This is a genomic window from Falsirhodobacter sp. 20TX0035 (assembly GCF_028307215.1).
In the GTDB taxonomy this organism is placed as follows: Bacteria; Pseudomonadota; Alphaproteobacteria; order Rhodobacterales; family Rhodobacteraceae; genus Falsirhodobacter.
On sequence record NZ_JAQMHV010000006.1, the window covers coordinates 40269 to 61749 of the forward strand.

The window sequence follows — 21481 nt, forward strand, 5'->3', positions numbered from 1 at the left end:
AATTGCGTTGAGGAAGAACGAAGGCTCAGGAAAGAATTCCGAGGATGTCGCTTTCCTTCATGATCAGCAGCTCTTTGCCGTCGATCGTCACTTCGGTGCCGGACCACTTGCCGAACAGGATGCGGTCGCCAGCTTTCACCGACGGTGCGATCAGCTCGCCCGAATCCTTGCGCGCACCTTCACCGACCGAGACGATTTCGCCTTCGGAGGGCTTTTCTTTCGCGGAATCGGGGATGATCAGGCCGCCCTTGGTCTTTTCGTCGCCTTCGATGCGGCGGACCAGAACACGGTCGTGCAGCGGTTTGAATGCCATCTGGAAGCTCCCTCAGGGTCCATGTTGAATGTCTTTAGCACTCAGGCAACCCGAGTGCTAACGACCCGGAAGCTATGCAGGTGGTCCGGACCTGTCAACGGGCGTCCTGCGAAATTTTGACGACACCGTGCAAGACAAAACAAAAACGCCGGAAGCGCGGGGCTTCCGGCGTGTTTGCCGAGGGAACGTGGGCGCCCGAGGTTCAGGCGCGGGCGTTGTGCATCTTGGGCATCTGCGCGGGGTTGATGCCCAGCAGTTGCAGGTCGGCCGCGGCCGGCTCACGACGGGACTCCAGCGACACCTTCACGCGGTGCACGGCGCCCATGAGGGCGAAGAAGGAACCGATGCGCGCGAACAGGCCCGACGCGGGGGCGGTGTTGCGGGGGGTGGTGATGGTGGCGTTCAGCGTGGTCATGGCGGTCTCTCCGATGTGGAACGGTTGTCCTCCGTTGCCCACAAGATGCGCTGCGGGGCCCTTCCCCACAACGGCGGAAAGGCGAAGACCCGTCATGCGCCGGACGCATAGGCCGTGCCGGAAGCGCCGCAAAAACGGGCGGGGTGACAAGGGGGCAGGTGCGTCCTATAGATTCCGCAACGCGTCAATGCAGGATGATCCCCATGCTCAAGGTCTTCGGCCACAAATCCCCCGACACCGACACCACCGCCTCGGCCATCGTCTGGGCCTGGTACCAGTCGGAGATGCGCAACGTGCCGGCCAAGGCCTTCGTTCAGGGCACCCCCAACACCGAGGCGCTGTTCGTGCTGAAGCATTGGGACGCGCCGGTGCCGGACCAGCTGGAACTGGCCGCGGGCGACCAGGTGGTGATCGTGGACACCAACAACCCGGCCGAACTGCCCGACAACATCGGCGATGCCGCCCTTACCGCGATCATCGACCACCACCTGCTGGTGGGCGGGCTGAAGACCAAGACGCCGATCGACATCACGATCCGTCCCCTCGCCTGCACGGCCACGATCATGTACGACCTGATGGGCAGCGCCGTGGAACGGGCGCCCCGCCACATCCAGGGCCTGATGCTGTCCTGCATCCTGTCGGACACGCTGGAATTCCGCAGCCCCACCACCACCCCGCACGACCGCGCCGTGGCCGAGGAGCTGGCCCGCGCCCTGCGCGTCGACATCCCCGCACTGGCCGCCGACATGTTCGCCGCGAAATCCGACGTCTCCGCCTTTTCCGAAGCGGAACTGCTGAAGATGGACAGCAAGGAATACAGCCTCGGCGGGAAGGAGCTGCGCATCTCAGTCCTTGAAACCACCTCGCCCGCGCAGATCTTGTCGCGCAAGGACGCGCTGGTCGCGGCCATGCCCGGCGTCGCGGCCGAGGATGGGGCCGACCAGGTCCTGCTGTTCGTGATCGACATCCTGAAGGAAGAAGCGACGCTGCTGGTCCCGAACGATCTGGTGAAGACCATCGCCGAGAAAAGCTTCGGCGTCACCGTCACGGGCGACACGGTCGTGCTTCCGGGCGTGATGAGCCGCAAGAAGCAGATCATTCCGATGCTGGCCGTCTGATGGCCCGGATCGTCAACGCACTGGCCGAACTGGGCCAGTATCGCGCGCTGTTCTGCGACATCTGGGGCTGCGTGCACAACGGCGTGGCCCCCTTCCCCGATGCCGTGAAGGCCCTTCGGGCGTTCCGCAAGACGGGCGGGGTCGTGATCCTCGTCTCCAACTCCCCCCGCCCCGGCCGGTCGGTGGCGGCGCAGCTGGACGGCATGGGCGTTCCGCGCGACTGCTGGGACGACATCGCCACCTCGGGCGATGCGGCGCAGTTCGCGATGCTGACGGGCGAAGTGGGTCGCCGCGTCCACCACATCGGCGCCCCCAAGGACGAGACGTTCTTTTCCGACCTGTCGGACGATCTGAAGGCCGTCGCCGCCAACCAGCCCGCCATCACCCGCGTCCCGCTGGAGGAGGCGGAGGGCATCGTCTGCACCGGCCTGTTTGACGACATGACGGAAACGCCCGCCGATTACATGGACGTGCTGGAACAGGCCCGGGCGCGCAACCTGCGCCTTTTGTGCGCCAACCCCGACATCGAGGTGGACGTGGGCGAACGCCGCGTCTTCTGCGCGGGCGCCATCGCGCTGGCCTATGACCAGATGGGCGGCGACAGCCTGTATCTGGGCAAGCCCCACGCCCCGATCTACGATCTGGCCCGCCGCCGTCTGGCCGCCCTCGCCGACGTGACGGACGCCCAGACGCTGTGCGTGGGCGACGGCATCCTGACCGACGTGCAGGGCGGGCTGAACCAGAAGATCGACACGCTCTTCATCACCTCGGGCCTCGCCGCCGGGCATTTCGGCGACGACACCGCCAATCCCGACGCCACCCTGCTGGAGCGCTGGATCCTGGAGCAGACGCTGGAGCCGACCTGGGCCATCGGCCACCTGCGCTGACTTGCAACCGCCGCCCCCCTGCGCGATAGGGGGGTGGACACTGGTGGGCACCGGACAATGAACATCCACAGGCATTGGCGCGACCTTCCGACCGACGCGCGGGGCGCGGCGGTCGCGATGGGCAATTTCGACGGGTTGCATCTGGGCCATCAGGCCGTGATCGACCTGGCGCGCGGACCGGCCCCGCTGGGCGTCGTCACGTTCGAACCGCACCCGCGCGAGGTGTTCGCCCCCCACCTGCCCCCCTTCCGCCTGATGAACGCCGAAAGCCGCGCGAACCGCTTGGCGAAGCTGGGTGTGCAGCACCTTTACGAACTGCCCTTCGACAAGGAACTGGCCGCCCTGACGCCCGAGGCCTTTGTGCGCGAGGTTCTGGCCGAAAGTCTGGGCGTGTCGCGCATCGTGGTGGGGCAGGACTTCTGCTTTGGGCGGGACCGGGCCGGCACCGCACTGGCGCTGGCCGCCATGGGCCGCGACCTTGGCTTCGACGTGACGATCGCCGAACTCGTGGGGCTGGAAGGGGACCAGATCTCCTCCACCGCGATCCGCCGCGCGCTGAGCGAGGGGGACCCCCAACACGCCGCCGCGATGCTGGGCCACTGGCACCGGATCGAGGGGGAGGTGCTGCACGGCGAAAAGCGCGGGCGCGAACTGGGCTATCCCACGGCCAACATGGCCCTGAAGGGGCTGCACCTGCCGCGCTTTGGCGTTTATGCCGTGCTGGTGGACGTGCTGACGGGCCCGCAGGCGGGGCGTTACCAGGGGGCGGCCAGCCTTGGCGTGCGCCCCATGTTCGACGGAGAGGTGCCGAACCTGGAAACCTTCCTGTTCGACTTTTCCGGCGATCTTTACGGCCAGCACCTGTCCGTCGCGCTGGTGGAGTATCTTCGGCCCGAACTGCGCTTCGACGGCCTGCCCGCGCTGATCGCCCAGATGGACGCCGATTGCGTCCGTGCCCGCGAATGTCTGTCGGGGCTTTGACATCCCGCCCCGCAACCCCCACTTGGGCCCCATGATGCGCGACAAATTCTGGGAAACCGTGAAGCTGAAGAACATGACGCCCCAGGAATGGGAAGCGTTGTGCGACGGCTGCGGCAAATGCTGCCTGAACAAGATCGAGTTCGAGGACACGAACGAGATCGCCTTCACCCGCGTGGCCTGCAAGCTTCTGGACGGCACCAGCTGCTTCTGCTCGAAATACGAGACGCGGCGCGACTACGTGCCCGACTGCGTGCAACTGACCCCGAAGAAGCTGCCCGAGATTGCCTATTGGCTGCCCAGGACCTGCGCCTATCGCCGGCTGCACGAAGGCAAGCCTTTGCCCGACTGGCATCACCTGATCACCGGCGACCGCGAATCGATCCACAGGGCGCAGGCGTCGGTGCGGGGGTGGACTGTCCCCGAATATCAGGTATCCGAGGAGGACTGGGAAGATTACCTGATCGAGGAGACCCCCTGATGTTCTTCGCCTCCGACAACGCCTCGGGCGTGCCGCCGCAGGTTCTGGACGCACTTGTCCGCTGCAATGGGGGCTATGAGATGCCCTATGGCAACGACACGGTGATGGACCGCGTCCGCGCCCGGCTGCGGGAGGTGTTCGAGGCGCCGGAGGCCGCGATCTATCTGGTGGCCACCGGCACCGCCGCCAATTCGCTGTCGCTGGCCCTCTTGACCCCGCCCTGGGGCGCCGCTTTGTGCCACACGCTGGCCCATGTGCAGGTGGACGAATGCAACGCCCCCGAGGCGTTCATGAACGGCGGCAAGCTGATCACCGTCCCCGGCGACGACGGCCGCATCGATCCGGCCGCGCTGAAGGCCACGCTGGGCCGGCTGGTCCCGGCCTCGGTCCACAACGCCCAGCCCTCGGCCCTGACGCTGACCAACACGACCGAACTCGGGACCGTCTACACCCCCGACCAGATTGCGGAACTGACCGGGATGGCGAAGGCCGCGGGGCTGGCGACGCATCTGGATGGCGCGCGCTTTGCCAACGCCCTTGTCTCAACCGGGGCCACCCCGGCCGAGATGACGTGGAAGGCCGGCATCGACGTGCTGTCCTTCGGCGGCACCAAGAACGGGTTGATGGGCGTGGAAGCGGTCATCCTCTTCGACCCCGCCAAGGCGAAGGAATTCGAGCTGCGCCGCAAACGCGGGGCGCATCTCTTCTCCAAGCACCGGTATCTTTCGGCGCAGATGGACGCGTATCTTGAGGGGGATCTGTGGCTGGATCTGGCCCGCCGGGCCAACGCCTCCGCCGCGCGGCTGGCCACGGGGATCGAGGCGCTGCCGGGCGGGCGCCTGATGCACCCGGTGCAGGCCAACATGCTGTTCGCGGAATTCCCGGCCGCGGGCCACACGCGGGCCACCGCGGCGGGCGCCGTGTTCTACAACCTGCGCGACCTGAACGGCGGGTCGAACCTCGGGGCGCGGCTTGTCACCTCGTGGTCCACGACCGCCGACGAGGTCGATACTTTCCTGTCACATCTGCGGGGATAGGCGTTCCCGCCACGGGCATTGGGTGCTATTCGGGGCGCGACGATTCCGCTGCCAAGGATAGCCCCCATGCCCGCACTGACCGAGCCGAAGCTGATTGCCGGCAACGCCAACCAGACCCTTGCCAAGGCCATCGCGCGCCGCATGGCCGTGCATCGGGGGATGGCTGTCAGCCTCGTCGATGCGCGGGTCGAACGCTTCAACGACCAAGAGATCTTCGTCGAGGTCTACGAGAACGTCCGCGGCGAAGACATGTTCGTGATCCAGCCGACCTCCAACCCCGCCAACGACAACCTGATGGAGCTGCTGATCATCACCGACGCGCTGCGCCGGTCGTCGGCGGACCGCATCACGGCCGTGATCCCCTATTTCGGCTACGCCCGTCAGGACCGCCGTGCCAAGGCCCGCACGCCGATCTCGGCCAAGCTGGTGGCGAACCTGCTGGTGGAGGCGGGGGTGGACCGCATCCTGACGCTGGACCTGCACGCAGCGCAGATCCAGGGCTTCTTCGACATCCCGGTGGACAACCTGTATTCCGCCCCCGTCTTCGCGCTGGACATCGAGCATCACTTCCGCGGCCGGATGCAGGACGTGATGATCGTGTCCCCAGACGTGGGCGGCGTGGCCCGCGCGCGCGAGATCGCTAAGCGCATCGGCGCCCCGCTGGCCATCGTGGACAAGCGCCGCGAAAAAGCCGGTGAGATCGCGGAGATGACGGTGATCGGCGACGTGTCCGGCAAGACCTGCATCATCGTGGACGACATCTGCGACACCGCCGGCACCCTGTGCAAGGCCGCCGAGGTGCTGGTGGAAAACGGCGCGACCGAGGTTCATTCCTACATCACCCATGGCGTGCTGTCGGGTCCGGCGGTGGAACGCGTGTCGAGATCGGTCATGAAATCGCTGGTCATCACCGATTCGATCGAGCCGACGGACGCGGTGCGCAACTGCGCCAACATCCGCATCGTGCCGACGGCCCCCATGTTCGCCCAAGCCATCCTGAACACGTGGAACGGCACCTCCGTCTCCTCGCTGTTCGAAACGGACACGCTGGTGCCGATCTACGAAGGTCTTTATTCGCGCTGAGGCGTTATTCGACGTCCCACTGATCGTCGTCGCGCATCGGGCCCAACGCCACCCAATCGGCCCGGATGCGCGCGATGCGCGTGTCCGACCAGGTGCGGAACACCAGATCGAAACCGTCCACGCGCACGTTTTCGGCCGAAAGGTCGGCGCGGAAGGCGGTTTCCTGCGCCATGTCCCACATCGACACGGTCACGGTCACCACGGGAAGGTTGGTGAAGCGGTCGGAGAACAGGATGGGCCGGCGCCGTTCCCGAGGGCCGGTGCTCGTCCACATCTCCCCTCCATCGGCGAAGTCGGTGAACATCATCTGGGATCCGCGAAGAATCCCCAGGCTTGCCGTGGATATGATCTGTTTCATGAAATTTTCTCTACGTCCGGCGGAAGATAACACGGACGCAGCATAGGAAAAGGGCCCATCGCACATGGCGACGGGCCCTTTTTCATCCGTATTTTCTCAGTATCCCGCGGCGGCGCGAAGGGCGATCAGATCGGCCACCTTCTTGTCCGCCACCGCCCGGTCCTCGGGCAAGGCTGCGTCGGCCAAGCTGCGCGCCTCGGCCACCAGCTCATCGAAGATGGTGGCGTTGGCTTCGTCCACCGGGATCGCCTGTTCGGCCAGAACCGACAGCGACGGGCCCGAGGCTTCGGCGAAACCACCCGTGACGGCAAAGGTCAGATGACCCTGCGGACCGATGGCCTTGAGGATGCCGGGGCGCAGGGTGGTGATCGTGGGCGCGTGGCCCGCCATCACCGTCATGTCGCCTTCGGCCCCCGGGATCTGCACCTCGGTCACGGGAACGGAAGACAGCTTCCGCTCCGGGGTGACCAGGTCGAATTGCAGGGTATCGGCCATGTTGCCCCCTTACGCCGCGGCCTTGGCGAGCTTCTCGGCCTTGGCTTTGACTTCTTCGATCCCGCCGACCATGTAGAAGGCCGCTTCCGGCAGGTGGTCGTATTCACCCGCCACGACCGCCTTGAAGGACGAGATGGTGTCTTCCAGCGGAACCTGCTTGCCGTCCGCGCCGGTGAAGATCTTCGCCACGTCGAAGGGCTGCGACAGGAAGCGCTGGATCTTGCGGGCGCGGGCCACGGTCAGCTTGTCCTCTTCCGACAGCTCGTCCATCCCGAGGATGGCAATGATGTCCTGAAGCGACTTGTAGCGCTGAAGGATGCCCTGCACGTCGCGGGCCACCTTGTAGTGCTCCTCGCCGACGATGGTCGGGTCCATCAGGCGCGAGGTGGAGTCCAGCGGGTCCACGGCCGGGTAGATGCCCAGTTCCGAGATTGCACGGCTCAGCGTGGTGGTGGCGTCGAGGTGGGCGAAGGACGTGGCGGGCGCCGGGTCGGTGAGGTCGTCGGCCGGAACGTAGATGGCCTGCACCGAGGTGATGGAGCCCTTCTTCGTCGAGGTGATGCGTTCCTGCAGCGCGCCCATGTCGGTCGCCAGCGTCGGCTGGTAGCCCACGGCGGACGGGATGCGGCCCAGCAGCGCCGACACTTCGGACCCGGCCTGCGTGAAGCGGAAGATGTTGTCCACGAAGAACAGCACGTCCGAACCCGAGGTGTCGCGGAACTGCTCGGCGATGGTCAGGCCGGTCAGCGCGATGCGGGCGCGTGCGCCCGGCGGTTCGTTCATCTGGCCGTAGACCAGCGCCACCTTCGATTCGGCCAGGTTGTCCGGCTTGATGACGCCCGACTCGATCATCTCGTGATACAAATCGTTGCCTTCGCGGGTGCGCTCACCCACGCCGGCAAACACGGAATAGCCCGAGTGCACCTTGGCGATGTTGTTGATCAGTTCCATGATCAGAACCGTCTTGCCCACGCCGGCGCCGCCGAACAGGCCGATCTTGCCGCCCTTGGCATAGGGGGCCAGCAGGTCGATGACCTTTATGCCCGTGACCAGGATCTCGGACGTGGTGGCCTGCTGATCGAAGTCCGGGGCGGGCTGGTGGATGGCGCGCATCTCGGTCGCGGCCACGGGGCCGGCCTCGTCGATCGGCTCGCCGATGACGTTCAGGATGCGGCCCAGCGTGGCGTCGCCCACCGGAACGGTGATCGGCGCGCCCATGTCCGTCACGGCGGCGCCGCGCACCAGACCTTCGGTCGCGTCCATGGCGATGGCGCGGACGGTGTTTTCGCCCAGATGCTGGGCCGTTTCCAGAACCAGCGTCTTGCCGTTGTTGTCGGTGGTCAGCGCGTTGAGGATCGCAGGCAGCGGCCCCTCGAACTGCACGTCCACGACGGCGCCGATGACTTGCGTCACCTTGCCCTGTGCTGCTTGTGCCATGTCGTTTCTCCGTTCGGGATCAGAGCGCCTCGGCGCCCGAGATGATTTCGATAAGCTCTTTGGTGATCGCGGCCTGACGGGTCCGGTTGTACTCGATCGTCAGGTCCGAGATCATGTCGCCCGCGTTGCGGGTCGCATTGTCCATCGCGCTCATCCGCGCGCCCTGTTCGGACGCGGCATTTTCCAACAGCGCCGTGAAGATCTGCGTCGCCACGCCCCGCGGCAGCAGATCCGTCAGGATCTCGCCTTCCGAGGGTTCGTAGTCGTAGTCCGTCCGCTCCTCGCCCGCGGCCTCGAACACGGCCGGGATCACCTGCTGCGCCGTCGGCACCTGGCTGATGACCGACACGAAACGCGCGTAGAACAGCGTCGCGACGTCGAATTCCTCAGCCTCGAAGCGGCTCAGAACCTCGCGCGCGATGGACTGTGCGTGGGTGTAGCCCAGCTTCTTGGCGTCCGACAGGTCCACATGGCCGATGAACAGGTGGCCGAAGTCGCGGCGCAGCTGTTCGCGGCCCTTCTTGCCGACGGTCAGAATCTTCACGGTCCGGCCCTGCGCCAGCAGCGTCGTCAGATGCTGCCGCGCCTTGCGCACGATCGAGGAGTTGAAGCCGCCGCAAAGACCGCGTTCCGCCGTCATCACGACCAGCAGGTGCACCGCGTTGCGGCCCGTGCCGGCCAGAAGGCGCGGCGCGCCGTCCGTGCCCTGCACCGAGCCGGCGAGTCCCGCCATCACGGCGTTCATCCGCTCGGCATAGGGGCGCGCGGCCTCCGCCGACTCCTGCGCGCGGCGCAGTTTCGCGGCGGCGACCATCTGCATCGCCTTGGTGATCTTCCGCGTGTTCTTGACGCTTCCGATCCTGTTTTTCAGGTCCTTAAGGCTGGGCATGCTCTATCTCCCTGCCCCGCCCTCAGGCGAAGTCTTTGACGAAAGCGTCCAAGGCCGCGCGGATCTTCTCTTCCAGCTCACCCTTCACCTTGCGGTCGTTGTTGGTGATGTCGTCCAGCAGATCGCGCTTATCGTTCCGCAGGAAGGCCAGCAGTTCCGCTTCGAAGCGGGTGACGTCCTTGACCGCCACCTTGTCGATGTAGCCCTTGATGCCGGCGAAGATGACGCAGACGATTTCCGCGTTGGTCAGCGGCGAATACTGAGGCTGCTTCATCAGCTCGGTCAGACGGGCACCACGGTTCAGCAGCTGCTGGGTGGAAGCGTCCAGATCCGAACCGAACTGGGCGAAGGCCGCCATCTCGCGGTACTGCGCCAGTTCCAGCTTCATCGAGCCTGCGACCGACTTCATCGCGTCCGTCTGGGCCGAGGAGCCCACACGCGACACCGACAGACCGGTGTTCACGGCCGGGCGGATGCCCTGATAGAACAGTTCCGTTTCCAGGAAGATCTGGCCGTCGGTGATGGAGATCACGTTCGTCGGAATAAAGGCCGACACGTCACCGCCCTGCGTCTCGATGATCGGCAGCGCCGTCAGCGAGCCCGAGCCGAAGTCGGCGTTCAGCTTGGCCGAACGCTCCAGCAGGCGGGAGTGGAGGTAGAACACGTCGCCCGGATAGGCTTCGCGGCCCGGCGGACGGCGCAGCAGCAGCGACATCTGACGGTAAGCTACGGCCTGCTTCGAAAGGTCATCGTACACGATCAGCGCGTGGCGGCCGTTGTCGCGGAAGTATTCCGCCATCGCCGTCGCGGCATAGGGGGCCAGGTACTGCATCGGCGCGGGGTCCGAGGCGGTGGCGGCGACGACCATCGAATAGGCCATGGCGCCGGTTTCTTCCAGCTTCTTCACCAGCTGCGCAACGGTCGAACGCTTCTGCCCGATCGCGACATAAACGCAATAGAGCTTCTTGCCCTCGTCCGTGCCGGCGGCTTCGTTGTAGGACTTCTGGTTCAGGATCGTGTCCAGCGCGATCGCGCTTTTCCCGGTCTGACGGTCGCCGATGATCAGCTCGCGCTGGCCGCGGCCCACGGGGATCATGGCGTCGACCGACTTGATGCCCGTCGCCATCGGCTCGTGCACGCCCTTGCGCGGGATAATGCCCGGCGCCTTGACGTCGGCCACGCGGCGTTCGGTCGTGACGATCGGGCCCTTGCCGTCGATCGGGTTGCCCAGCGCGTCCACCACGCGGCCCAGAAGGGCGTCGCCCACCGGCACGTCCACGATGGAGTTCGTGCGCTTGACGGTGTCGCCTTCCTTGATGCCGCTGTCATTGCCGAAGATCACGATGCCGACGTTGTCGGTCTCGAGGTTCAGGGCCATGCCGCGCACGCCGCCGGGGAATTCGACCATCTCGCCGGCCTGGATCTTGTCCAGACCGTGCACGCGGGCAATCCCGTCGCCAACCGACAAGACGCGGCCGATTTCGGCCACTTCGGCATCCTGACCGAAGTTCTTGATCTGCTCTTTAAGGATCGCAGAGATCTCAGCAGCCTGGATTGCCATTATCCAACCTCTTTCATAGCATTCTGGAGAGCCGAAAGCTTCGAGCGGATCGAGGTGTCGATCATGGTCGAACCAAGCTTCACGACAAGGCCGCCGATCAGCGACTCGTCAACGGCGGTTTTCAGTTTCACGTCCTTGCCGGCCTTGGCCTTCAAGGTTTCGGACAGTCTCGCGGCCTGTTCGGGCGACAGCGGCTGGGCCGAGGTCACCTCGGCCAGCACTTCGCCACGATGGTCCGAGATCATGGTGCGCAGGGCGGCGATCATCCGCGGCAGGGCGAACAAGCGGCGCTTCGACGCCATCACCGACACGCTGTTGACCGTCAGGTCCGACAGGCCCATCGCCCCGCCCACGGCGCGGATGCCCGCCTGCTGTTCGGCGCGGCTGTAGACGGGAGACGCGATCAGGTCACGCAGGTCGGCACTGCCTTCAAGGGCGGAGTCGAGCGTGTCCAGATCGGATTCCAGAGCGGGGATCGAGTTGGCGTCCTTCGCCAGTTCGAAGACTGCGGTCGCGTAACGTGTCGCGATACCAGTGGAAATCGAGGCCGGTTCAGACACTTCAACCCTTTCGATGTTCTGCCCCTGCGGCGGACAAAGCCCTTCCGCAAGGCAATGGTGTGCGCATGTCGGACATGCATCACAGGTCGGCGTCGGAATAGCAGAGCAATAAGGGTGCCGCAACTGTGAAGCCGCCGCGAAACCTGTATTTCCTGACGCATCCGGGCGCCCCCGATGTCGCATGTGACGCCATGTCGCAGGCATTTTCACGCGTTAACGATGTATTAATTCTTGACAGCCCAGGCGCGCGGCGCCGGAAGCGGCTTGGGGACGGTCACCCCCTCCAGCGCCTTCAAGGGACGCGTCACCGCCGCCGTCAATCCGGGCTTGCGGGGGGCATAGACCTGCTTCGACACCTCCACCATCACGACCCCGCCCGCGAGCCACGGCGCGAAGCGGCGCCCCGCCCGTTCCCACATCCCGGCCGTGCGCAACCAGAACCGCCGGTGCGAGGGCGGCGCGAACAGGGCTGACACCGCGCGTTCGGGCACGAAGGAATGCCGGCGCAACTGCGATTCCAGCTGGTTGGCCGAATAGGGCCGGCCAAAGCCAAAGGGGGTGCCTTCGGTCCGGGCCCAGAAGCCCGAACGATTCGGCACCACGAAGATCGCCCGCCCGCCCGGCCCCAGCACGCGCCAGCATTCGTCCAGAAGGTCGGGCTGCTCCTCCGACGGCTCCAGCCCGTGCAGGACGACCAGCTTGTCCACCATGCCGGTTTCCAAGGGCCAGGAGGCCTCCTCGGCCAGAAGGGACACGTTCTCCATCCCCGCGGGCCAGGGCATCACGCCCTGCGGCGCGGGCATCACGGCGATCACCCGCCGCGCCTGATCCAGATAGGGGCGCAGCAGGGGGGCAGCAAAGCCGAAGCCCACCACGGTCTGGCCCTTGGCCTCGGGCCACATCTCCACCAGCCGGTCGCGGATGGCCCGTTGCGCCACGCGGCCCAGCTGCGTGCGATAGTAGAAATTTCGCAAATCCAGGACGTCGAGATACATTGCGTAAGGCGCGCGTTAGAGGAATGCTGGAACTCTAGGCGGAGACGGAAGGAATTGCCATGCCCATCGAATTGCTGACGATCCCCTGCCTCAGGGACAACTACGCCTTCCTGCTGCACGACAGCGACCGCGACGAAACCGTATGCGTGGACGTGCCGGAATCCGGCCCGATCATGGCCGCGCTCTCGGCCCGGAAATGGACGCTGACGCACATCCTGCTGACCCATCATCACGACGACCACATCGCGGGCGTGGCGAAGCTTCAGGCCTTTTCGGACGCCAAGGTCGTGGGCGCCGCCGCCGACGCGGCCCGCCTGCCCCCCCTGGACATCGAAGTGACCGAAGGCGACATCTTCAAGGTGCTGGGCACGCCGGTGCACGTGATCGACACGCCCGGCCATACCGTCGGCCACATCGCCTTCCACTTCCCCGAAACCGGCCACGCCTTCACGGGCGACACGCTGATGGCCGGGGGCTGCGGCCGACTGTTCGAAGGCACGCCCGCCCAGATGTGGAACAGCCTGCAGAAACTGGCCGCCCTTCCCCCCGAAACGCTGATCTGTTCCGGCCACGAATACACCGAGTCGAACCTGCGCTTCGCCCACTCTCTTGAACCGGAAAATCCAGCCCTTATCTCTCGCCTCGACACCACCGAGGAGGCGCGGGCCGATGGTCGGCCCACCGTCCCCTCGACCTTGGCCGAGGAACTGGCCACCAACCCCTTCCTGCGCGCGGACCGGCCGAATCTGCGTCAGGCTGTCGGCCTCCCGGACGCCCCGGTGGTCGAGGTCTTTGCCGCGATCCGCGAAAGGAAGGACAATTTCTAGGCACTCGCACGCCGGCTGTTCACAATCGCCTGCGCGCGGCCGCCGTGTAGGATTTCCACTTGAAGCTTTGGGCAAAGACCCGATGTTAAAGTGTACGAGGCAACGGTCGAGCGGGCCCCCACGCGCCCGCCCGGCCCGCAAGACAGGAGCACCACATCGTGCCATCGTTTTCGAACACCCTTGAGCAAGCAATCCATGGCGCTCTGGCGCTTGCGAACGCCCGTCGCCACGAACTCGCCACTCTTGAACATCTTCTGCTTGCCCTGCTGGACGAACCCGATGCGTCGCGCGTGATGAAGGCCTGCGCGGTGGACACGGACGAGCTGCGCAAGACCCTTGTCGACTTCATCGACGACGACCTGTCCACGCTGGTGACCAGCGTCGAGGGATCCGAAGCCGTGCCGACGGCCGCCTTCCAGCGCGTGATCCAGCGCGCGGCGATCCATGTCCAGTCCTCGGGCCGGACGGAAGTGACGGGCGCCAACGTCCTCGTCGCCATCTTCGCCGAGCGGGAGTCGAACGCCGCCTATTTCCTGCAGGAGCAGGACATGACCCGCTACGACGCGGTGAACTTCATCGCGCATGGCGTGGCGAAGGACCCGGCCTTCGGCGAACCCCGCGGCGTGTCGGGCGCCGAGGAGCATCACCACGAGACGCCCAAGGCCGAGGCCGGGGAGACCAAGGAATCCGCGCTGTCCAAGTATTGCGTGGACCTGAACGTGAAGGCTCGCAAGGGCGACGTGGACCCCCTGATCGGCCGCGAGGCCGAGGTGGAGCGCTGCATCCAGGTCCTGTGCCGCCGCCGCAAGAACAACCCGCTGCTGGTGGGCGATCCGGGCGTGGGCAAGACCGCCATCGCCGAAGGCCTTGCCTGGAAGATCATCAACAACCAGGTGCCGGACATCCTGGCCCGGGCGACGATCTACAGCCTCGACATGGGCGCGCTTCTGGCGGGCACCCGCTATCGCGGCGATTTCGAGGAGCGGCTGAAGGCCGTGGTCAAGGAGATGGAGGACCACCCGAACGCGGTGCTCTTCATCGACGAGATCCACACGGTGATCGGTGCCGGCGCCACTTCGGGCGGGGCGATGGACGCGTCCAACCTGCTGAAACCGGCGCTGTCGGGCGGCAAGCTGCGGACCATGGGCTCCACCACCTACAAGGAGTTCCGGCAGCACTTCGAGAAGGACCGCGCGCTGAGCCGCCGGTTCCAGAAGATCGACGTGAACGAGCCGTCGATCCCGGATTCGATCAAGATCCTGATGGGTCTGAAGCCGCATTTCGAGGATCACCACGACATCCGCTACACCAACGACGCCATCAAGACGGCGGTGGAACTGGCCTCGCGCTACATCAACGACCGCAAGCTGCCGGACAGCGCCATCGACGTCATCGACGAGGCGGGCGCGGCCCAGCACCTGCTGGCCGACAGCAAGCGCCGCAAGACCATCGGCGTGAAGGAGATCGAGACGGTGGTCGCCAAGATCGCCCGCATCCCCCCGAAGAACGTGTCGAAGGACGATGCGGAGGTTCTGCGCGATCTCGAACCCTCGCTGAAACGGGTGGTGTTCGGTCAGGACAACGCGATCACGGCCCTCGCCTCGGCCATCAAGCTGGCCCGCGCGGGCCTGCGCGAGCCCGAAAAGCCCATCGGCAACTACCTGTTCGCGGGGCCGACGGGCGTCGGCAAGACGGAGGTGGCCAAGCAACTGGCCTCCACCCTCGGGGTGGAACTGCTGCGCTTCGACATGTCGGAATACATGGAGAAGCACGCGGTCAGCCGCCTGATCGGCGCCCCTCCGGGCTATGTCGGGTTCGACCAGGGCGGCATGCTGACGGACGGCGTGGACCAGCACCCGCATTGCGTGCTGCTGCTGGACGAGATGGAGAAGGCGCACCCGGATGTCTACAACATCCTGCTGCAGGTCATGGATCACGGGAAGCTGACGGACCACAACGGCCGTCAGGTCGACTTCCGCAACGTGATCCTGATCATGACCTCCAACGCCGGGGCATCGGACATGCAGAAGGCCGCAATCGGCTTCGGCCGCGACCGGCGCGAGGGCGAGGACACCGCCGCGATCGAGCGGATCTTCACGCCCGAGTTCCGCAACCGTCTGGACGCCATCATCTCCTTCGCGCCGCTGCCGAAAGAGGTGATCCTGCAGGTGGTCGAGAAGTTCGTGCTGCAGCTGGAAGCCCAGCTGATGGACCGTAACGTCCATATCGAGCTGACGGCCGAGGCTGCGAAATGGCTGGGCGACAAGGGCTATGACGACCGCATGGGGGCGCGCCCGCTGGGCCGCGTGATCCAGGAAAGCATCAAGAAGCCCCTGGCCGAGGAGCTGCTGTTCGGTCGCCTGACCAAGGGCGGGGTCGTGAAAGTCGTCGTGAAGGACGACAAGATCGAGCTGGAGATCGAGGAGCCGAAGGGCCGCCTGACGAACCAGCGCCCGCCCCTGTTGACCGCCGAATAAAAACAAAGGCCCGCCATCACGGCGGGCCTTTTTCATGGGCTCAGGCCTTGCGGCGTTTTGCGTCGACCGAGAAGGGTCCCGCGCCCGCCACGGCGAGGTAGAGGAACACGAAGCAAAGGATCATCGCCAGCGACCCGCCGTTCAACGCCGGGAAAAGCCCCTTGGGGAAGTGGGCGATGAAGAAGGCGAAGGCCATCAGGCCCGAAAGCAGGAAGGCAGCGGAGCGGGTGAACAGCCCCACCAGCACCAGCGCGCCGCAGATCAGTTCGATGCAGCCGGCGAACCACGCCATGGATCCCACGGGCGGCTGCATGCCGACGGGGAAGTGCAGGATCTTCATCGTGCCGTAGCTGAGGATCAGAAGGCCGGCGGCGATGCGAAGAACCGACAGCATGGCTGGTTGATAGCGGGACAGGTTTTCCATGTTCACTCTCTTGAAGCGGGCGGCGCCGCGTTGACGTCCTGCCGATAGCATGGAAGTGCCGCGCCATATATCGGCACCACGGCACAGACCTTGTGCGTCAACGGAAGCGTGGGGCCGGCCCAAGGGGCAGCGGCCCGAAGCGGATGTCGCCCCCCGACAGGGTCAGCGGCAGTTCCAGCACACCATCCTCGGCCATCATGCGGAACCCGCCCTCCAGCATGTCTACCCGGTTGGCGGGGATCAGCCCGGCCGCCACGGCCGCGTCCAGCGCCGCCTGCCAGTTCTCCAGCCGCAGGGTCAGCTCTCCGGCGGCAAAGCCGCGGCCGTCGGACACCAGATCGCCGGTGGCGGTCACGGCCGCGTCGGCCAGCCGCAGTTCGGCCTTGGCCAGTGACAGGCGGTCGATCGGCACGGCAACCGCGTCCGGCAGATCGTCGATCCGTTCGGCAAAGGTGATGTCCCCCTCCACCGCCAGCGACCCGCCGCTCAGGTTCACAGGCCCACCCTCCAGCCCCAGCCCTTCGGCCGTCAGGGTAACGTGATGGGTGAACCCTTCCCCCCGCGCGCTGTCAAAACGCAGGTTGCCCAGCCGCAGCGTGCCGTCCGCACCCGTCGCCTGCAGGGCGCCGCTGTCCACATGCAGCGTGTCGGGGGCCAGCGAGGGCGACAGGCCGAACCGGCCCACCAGATCCTGCACCGTCACGTCCCACTGCCCGCGCGGGGTGTCCACCACCTGATGCTCCGGCAGGCGCGCCGTAATTCGAAACGGCCACCAGCTGGGCATCGACACGTCTGCCGACGGCGTCTGCCAGCCCCAGCCCGACGGATCCGCGATCACGATCGTGTCCGAGGTCGCGCGGAAGGCTGTGGGGAAGCCCCCGATCTCCAGCCCCTGCACCTCGGCGCTGCGACCGGCCTCGCCCTGCGCGGCGAACCAGTTCTCCACCCCTTGCCGGAAATAGTGCGCCCCAAGAAACCAATAGCCGCTGAACGCCGCTGCCAGCACGATCAGGAGTGTCACGAGAGCCCGCATTGCACTTGTTCCTTCGGAGGTTTAGCCCAAGCCTTAACGACAGGCTTCCGAAAGGGCCAGACGATGACGGAACGGTTGTGGGTCTTCGGCTACGGATCGCTGATCTGGGACCCGTGTTTCCCGGTGGAGCGGCGCGAGACGGCGCGGCTGGACGGGTGGCGGCGCAGCTTCTGCATGACCTCCCTGCACTATCGCGGCACGCCCGAGGCACCGGGCCTTGTACTGGCGCTGGACCGCGCCCCGGGCGCCTTCTGCCATGGCGTGGCCTTTCTGGTGGAACAGGGGGCGGAAGGGGCCGCGCTGGCCGCCCTGCGGGAGCGTGAGCTGGTGTCCGACGCCTATACCGAGATGAGCCTGCCGCTGACAGAACCCGCCGTGACGGCGCTGACCTACGTGATCGATCCGGGCCACGTCCAGTATTGCCTGCACGACGTGGCGGCGCAGGCGCGGATCATCGCGGGGGCCGCCGGGCGGCGGGGACCGAACCGCGACTACCTGATGAACACAGTCCTGCATCTGGACGCGCTGGGCATTCCTGATGCCGAATTGCACGATCTGGCCGAACGGGTGCGCGCCCTTTCGCCTTGACGGTTGGCAGGGGCGGCCCGCCGCCCTATCGTGGGCGCGAAAACGACAACAACAGGCGCGCCGTGGAACAACCCCTTACCGCCCTTCGTCCCGGACCGGTCACCCGCCCCGAGAACGTGTTTACCCAGCCTTTGCGACAGCTTGTGGTCATGGCGCTGGTCATCCTGCTGGTGGTGGCGGGCAGCGCGCTGGCCTGGCCACACCTGTGGCCCCTGTTCATGGCGAAGAAGTGGCTGAACGGCTTCATCACGCTGGCCTTCCTGGTGGGCGTCGCCACCTGCTTTGCCAGCGTGATCCGCCTGATGCAGTCCATCACCTGGATCGAGGCGTTCGTGCAGCGGCGCGGCGTGCAGTCCGAACCGCCCGGCATGCTGCTGCCCTTGGCCAACATGCTGCGCTCGCGCTCGGCCAACAGCCGCATCTCGGCCACCTCCTCCCGCTCCATCCTCGATTCTGTCGGGGCGCGTCTGGATGAATCGCGCGAGGTGAGCCATTACCTGTCCAGCCTGCTGATCTTCCTGGGCCTTCTGGGCACGTTCTACGGCCTTGCCACCACGGTGCCGGCGCTGGTGGAGACGATCCGCAGCCTTGCGCCGCAGGAAGGCACCGCCCTGTCGGGCACAGACGTGATGTCCGGCCTGATGAGCGGGCTTCAGGCGCAGCTGGGCGGCATGGGTACGGCCTTCTCCTCCTCGCTTCTGGGCCTTGCCGGCTCGCTGGTCGTGGGGCTTCTGGCGCTTTTCGCCTCCCATTCCCAGACCCGCTTCCATCAGGAGCTGGAGGAGTGGCTGTCCTCCATCACCCGGCTGGGCGTGGCGGACGGGGACGAAGGGGGCGTCACCGGCGTTCTGGACCTGATCAGCCAGCAGATGGACGAATTGCGCGACATCTTCGCGGAATCCGAAGCCGGCCGCCGGACCAGCGACGACCGCGCGGCCCATCTTTCGGACCAGATCGGCCGCCTTCTGGCCCGCGGCGAACAGCAGGACCAGGCCCATGCCCGTCTGGCCGAGGCGCAGACCGCCGCCCTGTCGCGCATCGCCGATGGCCAAGGCCGCATGGCCGACGCGATGGAGGTGTCGGCCGCCAAGGACGCGCCCCATGCCGACGCCGAATACCGGTCGCGCCTGCGGTCCATCGACAACCAGCTTCTGCGGCTGCTGGAGGAACTGGCGGTGGGGCGTCAGGAAACCACGGCTGAACTGCGCGCCGATCTGGCCCAGCTGACGCACACCCTGCGTCAGGCCGCCAAGGGTGAGATCTGATGGCCCTGTCCCGCCGGGGCGGACGCCCGCGCGAATCCCAGATCTGGCCCGGCTTCGTGGACGCCATGACGGCGCTGCTGCTGGTGCTGATGTTCGTGCTGACCATCTTTCTGGTGGTGCAGTCCGTGCTGCGCGACACCATCACCAGCCAAGGGTCGGAGCTTGACCGGCTGAGCGACGAGATGACGGTCCTGTCCGAACGGCTGGGGCTGGAACAGCGGCGCGGGGCGGAGCTGACGGGCCAGCTGTCGGACGCGCAAAGTGAGGCGCAGCGGCAGGCGCAACTGGCCGCCACCCTGACGGGGCAGCTGGACGACGCCACCTCCCGCATCGCCACGTTCGAGGATCAGGTCGCCTCGCTGATCGCCGCGCGCACGGATCTTCAGGCGCAGAACGCGGATCTTTCAAAGGCGCGTGACGAAGCGCTGAGCCGGGAGGAGCAGCTGACCCTCGCCCTTGCCACCGCACGGTCCGAGGTGGACGCGCAGGCCGAACAGGCCCGTCTGGCCGCCGCGCGGCGCGAGGCGATCGAGGCGATGGTGGCCGATCTGCAAGCGCGCGCCGTGGCCAGCGAACAGGCCGCCACCGCCGCACAGGCTGCCCTGACCGAGGCCGAACAGCAGCAGATCGTGGACAGCGCCGCCGCCGAAGCCCTGCGCGCCCGCCTTCAGGACGGTCAGGCCGAGCTGACGGCGATGAGCCTGAACCTTGAGGAACAGCGCCGCAAGGCCGAGGAGACGTTGACCCTTCTGGCTGCCGCCCAGGCCAGCGCCACCCAGACGGCCGACGAACGCGCGACGGCCCTGGCCACCGCCGAGGCGGTTCTGGCCTCCGAGCGTGTGAAGGCGACGGAGGCTGAAAAACAGACCGCCGCCCTGAACGCGCAGGTGGCCGAATTGCGCGCGCAGCTTTCGGCGCTGCAACAAACGCTGAACGTGCAGGACGCGACAGGCGACGCCCAGCAGGCGCAGATCGACGATCTGGGCGGCAAGCTGAACGTCGCTCTGGCCCGGGCCGCCGAGGAACAGCGCCGCCGCGCGGAACTGGAGGAGGCCGAACGCAAGCGTCTGGCGTCCGAGGCCGAACAGCTGGCCCGCTACCGTTCGGAGTTCTTCGGCCAGCTGAGCCAGATCCTGCAGGGGCGCGAAGGCGTGCGCATCGTGGGCGACCGCTTCGTCTTCTCCTCGGAGGTGCTGTTCAACGTGGGTTCGGCCGATCTGTCGGACGAAGGGCGCGCCCAGATCGCCGATGTGGCGGTCGGCCTGCGCGACATCGCGGCCCAGATTCCCGACGGTCTGGACTGGATCCTGCGCGTCGACGGGTTCACCGACAACCTGCCCTTGTCCGGCACCGGCCAGTTCCGCGACAACTGGGAGCTGAGCCAAGCGCGGGCCCTGTCCGTGGTGCGCTTCCTGCAGGACAGCCTCGGCTTCCCGCCGGAACATCTGGCGGCCACGGGCTTCGGGCAATACCAGCCGGTGGCCGAAGGCGACACGGCCGACGCCCGCGCCCAGAACCGCCGGATCGAGCTGAAGCTGACGGAGCGTTAACGGCAGTAGGGGCTTCGGCGGTTCGAGGGCATGTCGAAATGCATGTGATCCTCGTGATAGCCGTCGGAGCCCGGGCCGAGCGTGGTGCCGAAGATCCCGCAGCCGGCCTTGTAGCTGCGGGCCATCAATTGCCCGTCGCGCCCCTTGTTCCAGTCCCGCGCGACGGTGACGCTGCGCCCGTCGGTGAAGGTCAGGCCGCTGACGTCGATCGCCCGCCCCCGCCCGTGTTCGCTGACCTTGGCGCCGGGCACGTTGTTGCGCCCGCGGCAGACATAGCCCCCCGCCACGTCGATCCGCCGGACGCGCTGTTCGAAGGTGGGCTGAAGCACGGTGCGGACCCAGTCGTTCATCGCCTTGGCAACCGAGCAGTCCAGTTCCAGCGGCAGGGACAAGGGAACGCCCTGCACCGATGTGACCTCCACCGGATCCTCGATCCCGCAGCCGGTGGTCGTGGACCGGCGGGCGGGCAGCGGCTTGCCCCCCAGCCCCGCCACCCCGCACAGGGCCCCCGTGGCCGCCTTCGGCGCCGGCGCGACCGAGGGCGGCAGGACCAGCTTCGGGACGATGGTCGGGCGCGGCATGGGCCGCAGGGAGTAGTCCAGCGCCACCGCCGGCGCGAGGGACCGGGTGTGCGGACGGGGCGACACCTCGGGCGCGGCCCAAAGGGGGGAGGCGGCCGTCAGCAGCGCGGCCAGCGCAAGGCGCCGCAC

The 21481-nt window shown here is 66.6% G+C and carries 23 protein-coding genes; 11 read left to right on the forward strand and 12 right to left on the reverse strand.

All coding sequences use genetic code 11. The annotated features are described in order from the left end of the window. Window positions 1-25: 25 nt before the first annotated feature. Together PIJ50_RS09050 and PIJ50_RS09055 are read right to left on the reverse strand one after the other, a co-directional pair. The gene (locus PIJ50_RS09050; RefSeq protein ID WP_271974578.1) at window positions 26-313 is read right to left on the reverse strand and encodes a co-chaperone GroES; all 288 of its coding nucleotides are present in this window, start codon (window positions 311-313) and stop codon (window positions 26-28) included. Between the two features lie 202 nt (window positions 314-515). Then, window positions 516-728, reverse strand: a complete 213-nt coding sequence (locus PIJ50_RS09055) for a hypothetical protein (RefSeq protein ID WP_271974580.1) — start codon at window positions 726-728, stop codon at window positions 516-518. Window positions 729-931: 203 nt separating this feature from the next. Between PIJ50_RS09055 and PIJ50_RS09060 the strand changes: the two genes are divergently transcribed. From PIJ50_RS09060 to PIJ50_RS09085, 6 genes are all read left to right on the forward strand, one after another. Beyond that, window positions 932-1846: a manganese-dependent inorganic pyrophosphatase gene (locus PIJ50_RS09060; RefSeq protein WP_271974582.1), complete on the forward strand. Its 915-nt coding sequence runs from the start codon at window positions 932-934 to the stop codon at window positions 1844-1846. Next, a complete protein-coding gene (locus PIJ50_RS09065; RefSeq protein ID WP_271974583.1) occupies window positions 1846-2733 on the forward strand; it encodes a TIGR01459 family HAD-type hydrolase in 888 nt (295 codons plus the stop codon). Before PIJ50_RS09060 ends, PIJ50_RS09065 begins: the two co-directional genes overlap by 1 nt. A gap of 57 nt (window positions 2734-2790) precedes the next feature. Then, on the forward strand, window positions 2791-3714 hold the full coding sequence (locus PIJ50_RS09070; RefSeq protein WP_271974585.1) for a bifunctional riboflavin kinase/FAD synthetase: 924 nt from the start codon (window positions 2791-2793) through the stop codon (window positions 3712-3714). Between the two features lie 34 nt (window positions 3715-3748). Further along, on the forward strand, window positions 3749-4192 hold the full coding sequence (locus PIJ50_RS09075) for a YcgN family cysteine cluster protein (protein ID WP_271974587.1): 444 nt from the start codon (window positions 3749-3751) through the stop codon (window positions 4190-4192). Then, window positions 4192-5229 carry a threonine aldolase family protein gene (locus PIJ50_RS09080; RefSeq protein WP_271974588.1) on the forward strand — a complete coding sequence of 346 codons (1038 nt, stop codon included), beginning with the start codon at window positions 4192-4194 and terminating at the stop codon, window positions 5227-5229. The genes PIJ50_RS09075 and PIJ50_RS09080 overlap by 1 nt, the downstream gene beginning before the upstream one ends. Before the next feature lie 66 nt (window positions 5230-5295). Beyond that, window positions 5296-6312 carry a ribose-phosphate pyrophosphokinase gene (locus PIJ50_RS09085; protein WP_271974589.1) on the forward strand — a complete coding sequence of 339 codons (1017 nt, stop codon included), beginning with the start codon at window positions 5296-5298 and terminating at the stop codon, window positions 6310-6312. Between the two features lie 4 nt (window positions 6313-6316). On the opposite strand, the gene PIJ50_RS09090 is transcribed toward PIJ50_RS09085, so the two are convergent. From PIJ50_RS09090 to PIJ50_RS09120, 7 genes are all read right to left on the reverse strand, one after another. Continuing rightward, complete coding sequence (locus PIJ50_RS09090) at window positions 6317-6670, reverse strand: H-type lectin domain-containing protein (RefSeq protein WP_271974591.1); 354 nt, start codon at window positions 6668-6670, stop codon at window positions 6317-6319. A 96-nt stretch (window positions 6671-6766) separates the two neighbouring features. After that, a complete protein-coding gene (locus PIJ50_RS09095; protein ID WP_271974593.1) occupies window positions 6767-7165 on the reverse strand; it encodes a F0F1 ATP synthase subunit epsilon in 399 nt (132 codons plus the stop codon). 9 nt (window positions 7166-7174) lie between these two features. After that, window positions 7175-8602, reverse strand: coding sequence for a F0F1 ATP synthase subunit beta (atpD, locus tag PIJ50_RS09100; protein WP_271974595.1), 1428 nt, complete (start codon window positions 8600-8602; stop codon window positions 7175-7177). A gap of 19 nt (window positions 8603-8621) precedes the next feature. Next, entirely contained in the window at window positions 8622-9491 is an 870-nt protein-coding gene (locus PIJ50_RS09105; protein ID WP_271974596.1) for a F0F1 ATP synthase subunit gamma, read from the reverse strand. A 22-nt stretch (window positions 9492-9513) separates the two neighbouring features. Then, entirely contained in the window at window positions 9514-11052 is a 1539-nt protein-coding gene (atpA, locus tag PIJ50_RS09110; RefSeq protein WP_271974597.1) for a F0F1 ATP synthase subunit alpha, read from the reverse strand. Further along, window positions 11052-11612, reverse strand: a complete 561-nt coding sequence (locus PIJ50_RS09115) for a F0F1 ATP synthase subunit delta (RefSeq protein ID WP_271974598.1) — start codon at window positions 11610-11612, stop codon at window positions 11052-11054. Before PIJ50_RS09115 ends, atpA begins: the two co-directional genes overlap by 1 nt. Window positions 11613-11836: 224 nt before the next feature. After that, complete coding sequence (locus tag PIJ50_RS09120; RefSeq protein ID WP_271974600.1) at window positions 11837-12607, reverse strand: class I SAM-dependent methyltransferase; 771 nt, start codon at window positions 12605-12607, stop codon at window positions 11837-11839. Between the two features lie 59 nt (window positions 12608-12666). Between PIJ50_RS09120 and gloB the strand changes: the two genes are divergently transcribed. Together gloB and clpA are read left to right on the forward strand one after the other, a co-directional pair. Beyond that, entirely contained in the window at window positions 12667-13434 is a 768-nt protein-coding gene (gene gloB, locus PIJ50_RS09125) for a hydroxyacylglutathione hydrolase (protein WP_271974603.1), read from the forward strand. Window positions 13435-13592: 158 nt separating this feature from the next. Then, window positions 13593-15911, forward strand: coding sequence for an ATP-dependent Clp protease ATP-binding subunit ClpA (gene clpA, locus PIJ50_RS09130; RefSeq protein ID WP_271974604.1), 2319 nt, complete (start codon window positions 13593-13595; stop codon window positions 15909-15911). 40 nt (window positions 15912-15951) lie between these two features. Here the strand turns inward: clpA and PIJ50_RS09135 are convergent, their stop codons facing one another. Both PIJ50_RS09135 and PIJ50_RS09140 read right to left on the reverse strand, forming a co-directional pair. After that, window positions 15952-16335, reverse strand: a complete 384-nt coding sequence (locus PIJ50_RS09135; RefSeq protein ID WP_271974606.1) for a DoxX family protein — start codon at window positions 16333-16335, stop codon at window positions 15952-15954. A gap of 97 nt (window positions 16336-16432) precedes the next feature. Then, window positions 16433-17368, reverse strand: coding sequence for a DUF2125 domain-containing protein (locus tag PIJ50_RS09140; protein ID WP_271974608.1), 936 nt, complete (start codon window positions 17366-17368; stop codon window positions 16433-16435). A gap of 63 nt (window positions 17369-17431) precedes the next feature. On the opposite strand from PIJ50_RS09140, the gene PIJ50_RS09145 reads away from it, so the two are divergent. The 3 genes from PIJ50_RS09145 (at window position 17432) to PIJ50_RS09155 (ending at window position 20771) form a co-directional block, all read left to right on the forward strand. After that, window positions 17432-17956 (forward strand): gamma-glutamylcyclotransferase, encoded by a 525-nt coding sequence (locus tag PIJ50_RS09145; RefSeq protein ID WP_271974610.1) that lies wholly within the window; start codon window positions 17432-17434, stop codon window positions 17954-17956. Window positions 17957-18018: 62 nt separating this feature from the next. After that, window positions 18019-19221 carry a biopolymer transporter ExbB gene (locus tag PIJ50_RS09150; RefSeq protein WP_271974612.1) on the forward strand — a complete coding sequence of 401 codons (1203 nt, stop codon included), beginning with the start codon at window positions 18019-18021 and terminating at the stop codon, window positions 19219-19221. Then, a complete protein-coding gene (locus PIJ50_RS09155; RefSeq protein ID WP_271974613.1) occupies window positions 19221-20771 on the forward strand; it encodes a peptidoglycan -binding protein in 1551 nt (516 codons plus the stop codon). The genes PIJ50_RS09150 and PIJ50_RS09155 overlap by 1 nt, the downstream gene beginning before the upstream one ends. Here PIJ50_RS09155 and PIJ50_RS09160 read toward each other — a convergent pair. Further along, entirely contained in the window at window positions 20768-21481 is a 714-nt protein-coding gene (locus tag PIJ50_RS09160; protein WP_271974615.1) for an extensin-like domain-containing protein, read from the reverse strand. The genes PIJ50_RS09155 and PIJ50_RS09160 overlap by 4 nt on opposite strands.